The sequence below is a fragment of the Aquimonas sp. genome (assembly GCF_044377145.1).
Taxonomy (GTDB): domain Bacteria; phylum Pseudomonadota; class Gammaproteobacteria; order Xanthomonadales; family Xanthomonadaceae; genus Aquimonas.
Genome location: NZ_JBILJQ010000060.1, coordinates 1 through 12,371 on the forward strand (window position 1 = coordinate 1; position 12,371 = coordinate 12,371).

Sequence of the window (12,371 nt, forward strand, 5' to 3'; positions counted from 1 at the left end):
GGCTTCGCTCCAGCTTCTGCGGGCACGACGCCCGCGCTCTACCCGGGGCCCCTGGGGAGCGGCGGGAGGCGGTCGATCCGCCCGAAGGGTCGCCGGCAGGGATGCCGGCGAGGTTTTCGACAGGCCATGGATGGCCTGTCCGAAAACCCCGACCGAATCACGCGTACCCGGAGTGCAGGATGCACGCAGGGCGCGGACGAGGGGTGGCCTTTCTTTTGGTTACTTTTCTTTGGCCACTCAAAGAAAAGTGACTCGGCCGGCCCACAGGGCCGACCGAAAGCTCTTGATCTTGATCTTCGCCCCGACCACGACAAGCGTTCGAGAGAATCGGAATCGAGGCAGCAGCACAGCCCGGGTGGGTCGAGACCACCCCTATGAGAGCTTCGGTTGCCGAGCAACCAAATCGGCTGGCCCGCAGGGCCAACCCAAAGCTCCGGCCCTCGGCTTAGGCCACATCAACCACCTAAGCCCCCACCCGCACCCCGCAATCAATCACCAAACCAGCAAACACCACCATCCCCACCCAGTTGTTCTGCAGGAACACCCGAAAACACGCCTCCCGCCCACGCCCCCGCGCCTGCCAGAACTGCCACGCGACCAGCGCTGCGGCGACCGCCAGGCCGATGTTCCAGTACAGACCCAACTCGGCACGTTGGCCGACCAGCAGCAGGGTGGCCAGAAAGCTCGCCTGCAGCAGGCCGATGCCGATCAGATCGGCGTCGCCCAGCAGGATCGCGGTCGACTTCGAGCCCATGCGGATGTCGTCCTCGCGGTCGACCATCGCGTACCAGGTGTCGTAGGCCGTGCTCCACAGCACATTGGCGAGGAACAGCAGCCAGGCGATCGGCGGCACCTCGCCGCGCACCGCCGCGAAGCCCATCGGAATCGACCAGCCGAAGGCGATGCCCAGATACACCTGCGGGAAGAAGGTGTAGCGCTTCAGCAGCGGGTAGCTGGCCGCCAGCAATGCGGCGATGCAGGCCAGGCCGATGGTCAGCAGGTTGGTGAACAGCACCAGCACGAAGGCCACCAGCATCAGAACCGCGAACACGATCAGCGCCTCGCGCGGTGGCACCGCACCACTGACGATCGGGCGCTGCCGGGTGCGCTGCACGGCGCCATCCAGCCACCGATCGTGGTAGTCGTTGATGACGCAGCCCGCCGAGCGGGTCAACCACACCCCTGCGACGAAGATGAACAGTACGCCCAGCGGCGGGAAGCCCTCGGCTGCGATCCACAGGCCCCACAGCGTCGGCCACAGCAGCAGCAGTACGCCGATCGGCTTGTCCGCGCGGATAAGCCGCCACCAGTGCGGCAGGCGCTGCCGCCACCACTCGGATGACCACGTCTGCGCAGGCGCCGATGGGCGTGCGATCGGCGGCGGCGTCGGTTTGGGTCGCAGCGCTGCACGCGGGATCTGCGGGCGCTGCGGCGGGCGAATCGGCGGACGCGGGTTCATGGCGACTTTAGGGCGGCATAGGGCGGCTACGGTAGCAGGGGTGCCCGCTTCCGGCACATGTTCACGCGCGTGACCTTGTTAGAGTGCGGCCTCCATCGCCGCCCCGGAATGTCTGCCATGCGCGCCTCATCTCGTTTCCGCCCACACGGTTTCCGCCTGCACATTTTCGTTTCCAGCCTCGCCCTGGTCTTCGGCCTGGGCGCCTGCAGTTCGGACGCCCCCGCACCCGCCGCGGCACCTGCAGCCACAGCGCCGGCCCCGGCGGCCCCCGCGGTGGCTCGACCCAGCCAGCAGTACAGCATCGAAGATTTCGTCGAGACTGTCGCGGTATCGGGCGCTTCGTTTTCGTCGGATGAGTCGCGCATCCTGTTCTCGTCCAACCGCACCGGCATCTGGAACGTTTACGAGATGCCGGTGGCTGGCGGCGAATGGAAGTCGATCACCGCCTCGACCACCGACAACAACTACGCGGTGGCCTTCTTCCCCGCCGACGACCGCCGCCTGATCACCCGCGATCAGGGCGGCAACGAGCTCAACCACCTGTACGTGATCGAGGCCGACGGCAGCGAGAAGGACCTGACGCCCGGCGACAAACTGCGCGCGCAGTTCGGTGGCTTCAGCCGGGACGGCGCGCACTTCTTCGTGATCCACAACGGCCGCGACCCGCGCTTCTTCGACCTGTATCGCTACAGCAGCAGCGACTACAGCACCGAGATGCTGTTCGAGAACACCGAGGGCTACGAGATCGGCGCGCTGTCGGCCGACCAGCAGCATCTGGCGCTGTCGAAGTCGATCACCACCAACGAGAGCAGCCTGTTCGTACGCAACCTGCAGAGCGGCGAGCTGCGCGAGGTCTCGAACCCGCAGCAGCGTGCACAGGTCAGCGACCAGGATTTCAGCCGCGACTCGGCCTGGCTGTACTACACGACCAACGAAGGCAGTGAGTTCATGCGCCTGCGTCGCTTCAGCCTGGCCGATGGCAGCCACGAGGAAGTGCAGGCGGCCGACTGGGACATCGTCGCCAGCTACTTCAGCCACAACGGCAAGTACCGCGCGACCGTGGTCAATGTCGATGGCAGCACCCAGGTCGAGCTCTACGATGCCGCCACCGGCGTGGCCAAGAAGCTGCCTGCCCTGCCCTCCGGCGAGATCCGAGGCCTGCAGATCGCCCGCAGCGAACAGCGCATGGCCTTCTACGTCAACGGCGATCGCCAGCCGAATGATCTGTACGTGCTCGACTTCAATGCTGCTGAGCCGACCCGCCTGACCACCTCGCTGAACCCCAAGATCGACGCCGCCGACCTGGTCGAAACCGAAGTAGTGCGGTTCAAGAGTTTCGACGGCATGGAGGTGCCGAACATCCTGTGGAAGCCGCAGCAGGCCAGCGCCGACAACCGCCTGCCAGCGATCGTTTGGGTACACGGCGGCCCCGGTGGCCAGACCACCCGCGCCTACAACCCGGTGCTGCAGTACCTCGCCAACAACGGCTACGTCGTGCTGGGCATCAACAACCGCGGCAGCTCGGGCTACGGCAAGAGCTTCTTCGCCGCCGACGACGGCAAGCACGGCCGTGAGCCGCTGTGGGACTGCATCGAGGCCAAGAAGTACCTGCAGAGCCTGCCCTACGTCGACCCGGACCGGATCGGCATCGCCGGCGGCAGCTACGGTGGATACATGACCCTGGCCGCGCTGGCCTTCCATCCGGACGAGTTCGATGTCGGCGTCAACATCTTCGGCGTGTCCAACTGGCTGCGTACGCTGGAGAACATCCCGCCGTACTGGGAAAGCGCGCGCGAAGCCCTGTACCAGGAAATCGGCAATCCCAACACCCAGCGTGAGTTCCTCATCGAGACCTCTCCGCTGTTCCATGCCGACAAGATCAAGAAGCCGCTGATGGTGCTGCAGGGCGCCAACGACCCGCGGGTGATCCAGGCCGAAAGCGACGACATCGTCGAAGCCGTGCGCAAGAACGGAGTGCCGGTCGAGTACGTGCTGTTCGATGACGAGGGCCACGGCTTCTCGAAGAAGGCCAACCAGATTCGCGGCTACGGCGCGATGCTGGCCTTCCTCGACCAGCACCTGAAGGGCAAGGTGGTCGGCAACTGATTCACCGGACCCAACCCCGGCTGAATGTCGGCGGTCACGCCGCCGGCACCGTCGCCGTCAGGCCAGGCCCGGTGCTTACCGGCCAGCTGACACTTGAGGAGATTCATCGATGAGCGGACGCGGTTCCGGCGGCAATGTCATCGCGGCACTGTGCAGCCTGTTCATTCCAGGCCTGGGCCAACTGGTGCAGGGGCGGGTGATCTGGGCTTTGTTCTGGTTCGGGTTCGCCTGCCTTGCGGGCCTGTTGACCTGGCTGCTCACACTCGGCTTCGCGCCTTTCGGATGGCTCGCGGCTGCGATTTTTTCGTGCATCCACGCAGCGGTCTACGACCCGCGTCGTTCCTGAGCCAGCCAGTTGGGCAAATTGCGGGGCGCACTTCACGGTGCGCCCCGCTTGCGTTTCGGGTCGTGCCCCCCCGCCATCGCGGCGCCGACCTGCCTATACTCGGCCACCCTCGCCACGTCACAGCGGCATGATCTTCCAGCTCGCCGACGCCTTCCCACCGGATGCCACCGAACGCAGCCTGCCGGATGCGGCCTCCGGGCTCGCCTGCATGGCGCGCGAACGGCCCGAGCTGCTGACCCGCCTGCGCGCTCGCCACAGCCTGTGGGCAGCGCGCTTCGGCCCGGCCGGCGACGGCCGCATCGCCGGAGTTGAAGCAGCCCTTCTGCTCGGTATAGCCCGCCTGGGCCAACGCCACGGCCGCTATGGCAACGACTTCCACGCCTACCACAACGAAGAGCACGCGCTCGACCTGTTGCTCGGGCGGATCGACCGGCTATACGCCCATCCCGCGGCCAGCCGGTTGGGCCACGAGGATTGGCTGGCGCTGGAGCTGTTCGCCGCCCACCACGACCTGCGCCAGCGCGAACACGGCAGCCACGCCTGGGATCCGGTCGGCGCCAACGAAGCCGCCAGCATCGCCGAGTCGCGCCGCATCCTGGCCGCCTGCGGTTTCAGCGAAGAGCGCGAGCAGGCGCTGTACCACGCGCTGGAACTGATGATCGCCGGGTCCACCTTCGACGTTCGCCCGCCACAGCCGAACGACCCCGTGACCGATCCCGAGGGCGCCGACAACAGTGCCGACCTCGCCTCCGGCGGCGGCGCGCTGGCGCCGCGCTTGCTGCCCTGGATGCAGCAGAACCATCCGCTGCAGGCGTCGCGCGCCTGCATTGCGCGGGCACTGCGACTGGCCTGCATCGCCGCCGATATCGACACCGCCAATGTCGGCGAACCCTTCGCCAGCCTGTGCCGCAGCGCCGTGCAGCTGACCGAGGAACGCGAGATGCGCGCCGGCCGCCGGCTGGGTTCGACCCTGTCCGCCGGCCACTGCCGCGACTTCCTGCTGCAGGCCCAGACCCACTACCTCGAAGACCTGCACCGCTTCGCCTCAGCCGAAGGCGAGGCCCTGCTCGGCGCCGAAAAGCAGCGCAATCGGCAGCGCATGCAGGCGTTGATCGTCCGTTTAAACGCGCCGCTTTCGCCGTTTCAGCAGGGGGCCACCGGCACCGAAGTGATCGCGGCGTTTCAGGTGGCTGCACTGGAGGGCGGCTGAAGTCGTCCGGGGCTGCGAGGACATAGCCATAACGAAAGAAGGGCCGGCAATGCCGGCCCTTCTGATTTCAATCGCGAAGCTTGGCGATCAGTTTCAGCGCGGAATGTTGACGGTCCAGCCGGAGGTCCAGTTGTCACGCGGGCCGGCGAAGGCGCCTCGGAACTGCACAGGGCGGAAGAAACCGTCGCTCGGAGCCTGGCCTCCGCTCAGCAGGGGCGAGGTTGAGGTCGGCAGGAAGCCGCCGGTGACCAGCAGCGGATTGCCGGTGCCGTTACCGGTGCCGGCGTTGTACCAGGCGCTGACGGCATACGCTGCAGTGGCAGCGTCTTCGAACGCACCGTTCAAGCAGGTGCCGACCCAGGAGTTGGCCAAGGTCAACGTGCTGCCTGTCTGCGTGGCTGAGCTCAGCGCGTAGGTCTGGGCGTCGACCAGGTTGACGCAGCGGTCGCGGAAACCGGTCACCACCAGGTTACTGTAGTTGCCACCCGAACCGCGGCGAATGCGCATGCCCTCGTTGCCGACATCGCCGCGGCCGACCAGGGTCAGGTTGGAGACCACCGGCTGGGTGCGCGGAGTCTTGTCGGAAGCGGGGTTGTCGTTGTCCGACTCGACACCGTTGCTGTCACCGCCCTGATCCGGATTCACACCCTGCCAGCCCAGCGCGAACTGGATCTTGCCGTTGTAGCCCTGATCGAAGTCGAAGCAGTCGTCGCCCATGTTGGAGCACACGAGGTGACGACCGTTGATGCTGCCGCCGAAGAACTCGAAGCCGTCATCCAGGCCACCATCGACCTGCACGTACTCCAGCACGGTGCCGGAACCGACCGCGTTGAGGGTCAGGGCGTTCAGCTCTTCGTTCGGGGCGATTTGCTGACCGGCCCACAGAATCCGCACGTAACGCAGTGCACCGGAGCTGTCGTCGAGCACCGGCGGAACTGCACCGTAGACCAGCTCCGGCACCGCTTCGAAGCGGCAGGGGGTGGTGGCCGTTGCGTCATTGCAGATAGAGCGGCCGTTCATGACGATGCCCGCCCACGAGCCCGGGCGCGCTTCCGGGCCTGTGAAGGTAATCGGCTGGGTCGGTGTGCCTTCGGCGTACATGCGGCCGCCCTGCTTCACCGCGATGAAGTTCGGTGAGCTGACGTCGGTTGAACCCTGCACGGTCACGCCCGGGGCGATGGTCAGCCTGCCGTTGTTCTCGACAGTGACCTGGCCGCGCACGATGTACTTCTTGCCAGCAGGCAGGAACAGATTGTTGGTGATGCTGCCGGGCAGGCGACAGTCGCTGCCGTCGGCGGTGGTACCGGCCGGGCAGGTCGCGGCGACGTCGTTGCACTGGCCGCTGGTCAACTTCTTCAAGCCCAAGGAGGGCACGAACACGAAGTTTGCCGGGGCCAGGTTGGAGCCCGCGGTGGGGGTGACGTTCATCGTGATGCCGTCGCAGGAGAACGACACATTGGCCGTGCCCAAGGCCTGCTCGACCGGGCTGCCAGCCTCGCTGAAGCGACCACCGGTGTAGCGAAGCACCGGGACGTTGGTGTAATCGTTGCGACCCTGAACCAGGCTGGGCGAAATCACGGCCCAGATCTGCGTTCCGTCATTGGCGTAGGTGAAGAAGGCGCCGAACACAAGGTTCTGGTCGGGCAACACGTCAAGCAGCAGGCCTTTGTTCTGACCAATTGCGCGAGAGTCGGTCCAGGAGCCGTCGAAGGCTTCGGTGACCACAGTGGCTGAGGCCTGGCCGGCGAAGGCCAAGATGCAGGACGTCGCGAGCAGGGTCTTGCGGAAGGAATTCATGGGTAGCTCCGAAAGTTGGGTATCGCGCCGACGTTGCCGACGAGGCCTTCCACACTAAGAAGCTTTTGTTTCACCGAGCCTGCGCGCACATGACTGTTTGGTGACACCGTCACCCGCGGCATATCAGAACTTCCACTCCACCGAGAACCCGGCCTCGCGGCCCTTGCGATAGCTTCGTGTTGGCAGCCCGCCCTGCGTGAACTCGACCTTGCCGTCGAGCAGGTTTCGCAGGCGAAGCTTCAGGCCGAATCCCTCCCACGGCAGCTTGTGCGAAACGGTGAGGTCAAGCTGGTGGAAGGGTTGTTCGTAGACATCTGGCAGGCCGCTGACCCCGACTCGAAAGATCCGCTCGCCGAACACGTTGTAGAGCAAGGTCGCTTCGGTGTTGCCGTCCGTCGGCTGGTAGGACACCGACGCGTTGGCCACGTATTTCGACTGTCCCTGCAGCGGACGCACGGCGTTGGTCTGGATGCCCTGGTTCTCACCCAGATCAATCTCGGAATCGATTCGCGAGTAGTTGGCGCCAAAGTAGACGTCCTGCCATGGCAGCCGCTTGAGGAATCCGGGCAAGAGGCCGACACGGCCGATCGCGTCCAGCGATCTGTAGACATCGAACTCGATGCCGATGTTGGTCGCACTGTCCGCATTCTCGATCTGCAGCAACTCACCGGAGGCCGGGGAGCTCACCAGTTCGATGGGATTGGTGAACTCCTTTGAGAACAGCGCGATCGAAAAACTCTCCAGAGTATTGAAGTAGTACTCCCAGCGGACATCGATATTCTCCAGCTGCGCCTGCTTCAAGTTCGCATTGCCCACCACGCGGGTGTCGGTCAACGGATCGAAAAAGTTGGCCGAGGTCTGCTCGCGGATGTCAGGGCGCGACAGCGTTTCACTGAATCCCAGTCGGACCTGCGCCTTCTCGGAATATGACCAGGTCAGGCTGCCAGCCGGCAGGTAGTCGCGGTTCTCCAGCAGGCCCACCACCGGCTCGGCGTTCGGGTTGAAGGGTGGCACAGTGATCACTTCCTGACGCATCTCTTCGCGCCGGACGCCCGCATTCAGTCGCAGCGGACCCCAAGCGACATCGGTCGCGATGTAGGCCGCGTCGAGCTGCTGGACAGCACTGTAAGCGTCGGAGGTTTCGGTGACCTCCGCGAGACGCCACCCGTTCGGGCCGATGTTTTCCGGCCGCAACAAGTCTTCCATCGTGACGTGGGGATCGCTGGTGCGGCCGCTGAAGCGGAAGCGCCGGATTGAGGACACGCGATCGCGCTCAAGCCGCGCGGCTCCGATTTGAGGCACCAGCTCGAAAGCGCCAAGTTCGAGCGGAAGACGAAGGTCGATCGAATAATCCGAAGCCTCGTCATCCAGCTGTTCGAAACGCTGCTGGTTGATGCCGCCATGCCGATAGACCTGGTCGAGGTCATCGAATTCGAACGTGTAGGAGCGCGCGTTCGGCGAGTAGCGCCCAGCCTCGGCTTGTGTGGCCTGCCAACGCAGATGCAGACCACCGATCGCTGGAAAACTGTGCTCACCCTGCAACTGCAGGGTATCAAGTGAGTTCTCGATCCATTCCAGCAGGGTGACGCGGGACTGCGTGCCCGAATTCAATAGGCCCTCATCGACACGTGTCTCGTCGCTGCTCTGCCGAAGCCGGGTGGCGGTAAAGTCCACTGAATGGTGCTCGCCAACGCGCAAGCCCAAGGCCGCGAAGACACTGCCATCGATGCTGCGCTCGGTCTTCTCGCGGGTGAACTCTTCTGCCGGCAACAGTCCGCCCTGGAACAGGCTGTAGCCCTTGCGCTCCTCGATGTTGGTGTCCCAGGAGTGCGCATAGCGCACCGCCGCGATGTAACCGAGGCTGACACCCGAGTCACCGAAACGGAAGTCATCACCCACACCGACACCGACGCTGCCGTTGGGTGCGAGGCTTGCGCGTCGCGTGTCATATCCCAAGGCTGCAATCTCTCGACTTGCCGCCTGCACCTCGGTGGGATTGGTCGTCAGCCTGGGGCTACCGAAAACCAGCGGCGCGTAGCGTGCGCCGTCATCCTGACCTGTCCAGTCGCGACGACCACCGTCATAGCGCAGCCCCTCCTCGCCAGTCGTGCCGTCGGCATAGCCCATCGACACGGAGGTCCGGAAAAAGAAGCTCTCCGGCACACCGCGCGTGCGCAGCTGGATCGTGCCACCGCCGAACTCGCCGGGCATGTCGGCGGAATAAGTCTTCTGAACCACGATGCCCTGCAGCACTTCGGTGGGGAACAGATCGAGCGGCACCACACGGCGGGTCGGATCGGGGCTGGGCACCTGCGCGCCGTTCAACAGGGTGCTTGAATAGCGCTCACCCAAACCCCGCACATACACGAACTTGCCATCGACCAAGGTCAAGCCCGTCACGCGCTTCAACGCACCTGCGGCATCCGAGTCACCCGCGCGCGAAATCTGCTCCGCGCCGAGGATGTCGGTCACCGCCGAGCTGGTGCGGCGCTCTTCGACGAAGCTCGCGAGCGAGCCTTCGATGAAGGGTTCCAGCACCACGAACTCGGGCAGCTCGACGCCCGCCGGGGTCAGTTCGATGGCTTGCTCGGTGGTCTGCTCGGAGACGATCTGCACGCCCTCGAAGCTGCGCGAGGAAAAGTTCGGCGCAAGTACGGAAATGGCATAGCTACCGGCGCTGATCGGTGCGCTGAAGCGGCCTTCGGCATCGGTGACCAGATCGATCGGCGTGCCCGACACATACACCCGCGCGCCGACCACCGGCTGGCCGTTGTCGGCGCTGACCACGCGGCCCGACAAGGTGCCGGGCGGGCCGAGGTCCTGCGTTGCGCTGCTGGCCGCGGCGCCGGCGGTGTTGGTGCTCTCGATGAACACGCTCGGCGCTGCATCGGGGTAGAGCGTGGCGATCAGCTCGGCGTTCTCGTCCTCGACCAGGTTCAGTTCGATCTTGAGCACCTCGACGCCCTCGCGCAGCACGCGCAGGGTGCGTGCGCCGGGTTCGATCTTGAGGTTCAGCGCGCCATCGCTGCTGGTGCGGCCGCGCGATGCATCGTCGATGCGGATCTCGGCATCGGCCACCGGCGTGCCGGCGTCGAACAGGTACACCGACAGCTCGGCGGGCTCGGCTGCCAGCGCCATCCGGCTGAGAAAGGCGAAGGTGGCAAGGGCGAGCAGGCGGCGCTTCATGAGCTTGGGTTCCGGGTGCTGCATAAGTGGTAATGCGGGGCGGCGAGGCAGATCGCCACGCAGCGGCAGCTGCGAGGTCAGGCGCAGGCCCAGGGCGTGTCGGCGCATTCCTGCATCAGCCGGCGCAGCTCGGTGGCCTTGCGGAACAGTTCGGGCCGGGTCAGCGCCTGAAGATGACGTTCGACCGCGGCGAAATCGCCGCTGCGGTACCAGGCATAGGCCAGGGCATAGCGCAGGTCTTCATCGGCATACAGACCGGCGCGGCGCAGCGCACCCTCCATGCCGGTGACCTCGGCGTACTTGCGCGCCGCCAGCAGCAGGCCGACGCGCTGCTTCAACTTGCGTTCGCCGTCGTCGACGCGCGCATTCAAATTGAGCGCTCGCCCGGTGTGACCGGCGCGGCGGAACAGCTCGGCGGCTTCGACCAGCAAAGCGGGTTCGCGCTCGGCCTGCGCCGCCATCACTTCGGCGGCGGCCAATGGGTTGCCGTTCTCCATCCAGGTCTGCGCTAGCGCGCGTGCGATCGAGCCATCTTCCGGAAACTGCAGGCGCGCGCTTTCGAGAAAGCGCAGCGCCTCTTCGAACGACTTGCTACGGCGCAGCGCGGTGCCGATCGCCGCGTAATCCTCGGCCTTGGGCGTGCCGCGGCTCAAGTAGTCGCGGCCGAGATCAGCGGCCTCGGCATACAGCCCAGCCTCGACCAGATAGAACACCTGCCGACGCTGGAAACCGGTATTGCCCGGGAAGCGATCGCCGGCCTGGCTCAAGGTATCCAGCGCCTGCTGACGCTGATTCTGCATCCAGTAGGCATGCGCGCGCAGCATCCACGCGCCGCTGATGCCGTCGACCTGCTCACCGGCGCTGTCGAGCGCGGCGACGGCTTCGGCATAACGCTCCAGGCCGAAGTAGGCCTGGGCGCGATAGAGATGAATCATCGGCTCGGTCTGGCCGGCGGCGACCGCGGCGTCGAAGGCCTCGGCGGCCGTTTCGAGCTTCTGGGTTTCCAGCGCGATCAGGCCGCGCACGGTGTGGTACTTGATCAGGTCGACCCCTTCGGCGGCGAGATCGACCCGCGCCAGCGCTTCGGCGGCGCGGCCGGCTTCACCGTCGCGCATCAGCAGGGCTGCCAGTTCGACGAAGTCGACATCGTCGGTTTCTGCGGCGAACAGCGGCAGCGCTGCGGCCAGCAGCAGGCTCAACAGGGAGGTACGAATGCTCGGCTTCATGACAGATCGAACCTCACCCGCTGGGTGGCCCAGACGCGCACGTTTTCGCCGCGGTAAGTGGCCGGTTCGAACTTCCAGGTCTGCACACCAGCGGCGGCAACGTCATCGAACACGCCGGCAGGCTGCGCCTCAAGCACCTTGACCCGCTCGACCTGGCCGGTCGGGCCGATCAGCACGCTCAGGATCACGTAGCCGGTGACGCCGGAAGCACGTGCGCGCGGCGGATAGGTCATCGGTGTCTGCAGGATCGGCCGCGGGGCGACGTCAACGGTGTCGTCGGTCATCACCACATCGCCGCCTTCGCCGAGGATGTCATTGCCGAGGCCAAGCTCGCTGGCATCGAATGCGGGCAGGCCGAAGTTCAGGCCGGACAGACCGGAATCGAGGCCAACCAGCGGCGCCGGCGCGGAACGCTGCGGCGGCCGTTTCGGCGGCTCGGGGCGGCGCACCGGCTGCTCGGCCGGCGGCTTTTCCCGCTTCACCACCTGGATCGAACTGAAGGCATCGCCTTCCTGGTCCTGCGGTGGCTCGAACGGCTTGTTCATGAACAGCACGAGGCCCAGCACCAGGGCCGTGCCCAGCGCGGAGGCGCCGATGCCGGTCAGGCGGGGATCGCGGAGTTTCATCAGCCTTCCCCGGCTTCCGCAACGGTGGCCACGCCGACGTCTTCAGCGCCGGCCAAGCGCGCGGCATCGACCACGCGGATCAGCTTTTCGGCCGGCACCTGGTCATCGGTAATCACCAGCACCGACTTCTGGCTCATGCCCTTGAGCTGATCGCGCACGCGCGACTGGATCACCCACTCGCGCACCGGCTGGCCGTCGAGATAGGTCTCGCCCTGGCGGTCGATGTACAGGCGCACGGCCTTGGTCGAGGCGACCGTCTGGGTCTGCGCGGCCGGGCGGTTGATGTCGAGCTTCATGTCCTTGACGAAGGTCGTCGAGACCATGAAAAAAATCAGCAGGATGAAGGTCATATCGATCATCGGGGTCAGATCGACAGCGGCCTCGGGCGATTTGCTTATGCGACGACGCAGCATGG

At 65.7% G+C, this 12,371-nt stretch carries 9 protein-coding genes; 3 read left to right on the plus strand and 6 right to left on the minus strand.

The window, feature by feature from the left end; translation table 11 throughout:
* Positions 1 to 463: 463 nt before the first annotated feature.
* Positions 464 to 1,459: a 4-hydroxybenzoate octaprenyltransferase gene (ubiA, locus tag ACIQ7H_RS16310; protein ID WP_395793409.1), complete on the minus strand. Its 996-nt coding sequence runs from the start codon at positions 1,457 to 1,459 to the stop codon at positions 464 to 466.
* A gap of 117 nt (positions 1,460 to 1,576) precedes the next feature.
* Between ubiA and ACIQ7H_RS16315 the strand changes: the two genes are divergently transcribed.
* The 3 genes from ACIQ7H_RS16315 (at position 1,577) to ACIQ7H_RS16325 (ending at position 5,121) form a co-directional block, all read left to right on the plus strand.
* A complete protein-coding gene (locus ACIQ7H_RS16315; protein WP_395793411.1) occupies positions 1,577 to 3,565 on the plus strand; it encodes a S9 family peptidase in 1,989 nt (662 codons plus the stop codon).
* Between the two features lie 109 nt (positions 3,566 to 3,674).
* On the plus strand, positions 3,675 to 3,911 hold the full coding sequence (locus tag ACIQ7H_RS16320) for a hypothetical protein (RefSeq protein ID WP_395793413.1): 237 nt from the start codon (positions 3,675 to 3,677) through the stop codon (positions 3,909 to 3,911).
* A gap of 127 nt (positions 3,912 to 4,038) precedes the next feature.
* On the plus strand, positions 4,039 to 5,121 hold the full coding sequence (locus ACIQ7H_RS16325; RefSeq protein WP_395793415.1) for a hypothetical protein: 1,083 nt from the start codon (positions 4,039 to 4,041) through the stop codon (positions 5,119 to 5,121).
* A gap of 93 nt (positions 5,122 to 5,214) precedes the next feature.
* Here ACIQ7H_RS16325 and ACIQ7H_RS16330 read toward each other — a convergent pair whose 3' ends face one another.
* The 5 genes from ACIQ7H_RS16330 to ACIQ7H_RS16350 all read right to left on the minus strand — a co-directional run bounded on the left by ACIQ7H_RS16330 (position 5,215) and on the right by ACIQ7H_RS16350 (position 12,369).
* The gene (locus ACIQ7H_RS16330) at positions 5,215 to 6,918 is read right to left on the minus strand and encodes a hypothetical protein (protein WP_395793417.1); all 1,704 of its coding nucleotides are present in this window, start codon (positions 6,916 to 6,918) and stop codon (positions 5,215 to 5,217) included.
* Positions 6,919 to 7,041: 123 nt separating this feature from the next.
* Positions 7,042 to 10,212, minus strand: coding sequence for a TonB-dependent receptor domain-containing protein (locus tag ACIQ7H_RS16335; RefSeq protein WP_395793419.1), 3,171 nt, complete (start codon positions 10,210 to 10,212; stop codon positions 7,042 to 7,044).
* Positions 10,182 to 11,330, minus strand: a complete 1,149-nt coding sequence (locus tag ACIQ7H_RS16340; protein ID WP_395793421.1) for a tetratricopeptide repeat protein — start codon at positions 11,328 to 11,330, stop codon at positions 10,182 to 10,184. Before ACIQ7H_RS16340 ends, ACIQ7H_RS16335 begins: the two co-directional genes overlap by 31 nt.
* Positions 11,327 to 11,956, minus strand: a complete 630-nt coding sequence (locus ACIQ7H_RS16345) for an energy transducer TonB (protein WP_395793423.1) — start codon at positions 11,954 to 11,956, stop codon at positions 11,327 to 11,329. Before ACIQ7H_RS16345 ends, ACIQ7H_RS16340 begins: the two co-directional genes overlap by 4 nt.
* A complete protein-coding gene (locus ACIQ7H_RS16350) occupies positions 11,956 to 12,369 on the minus strand; it encodes an ExbD/TolR family protein (protein WP_395793425.1) in 414 nt (137 codons plus the stop codon). The genes ACIQ7H_RS16345 and ACIQ7H_RS16350 overlap by 1 nt, the downstream gene beginning before the upstream one ends.
* Positions 12,370 to 12,371 lie beyond the last annotated feature (2 nt).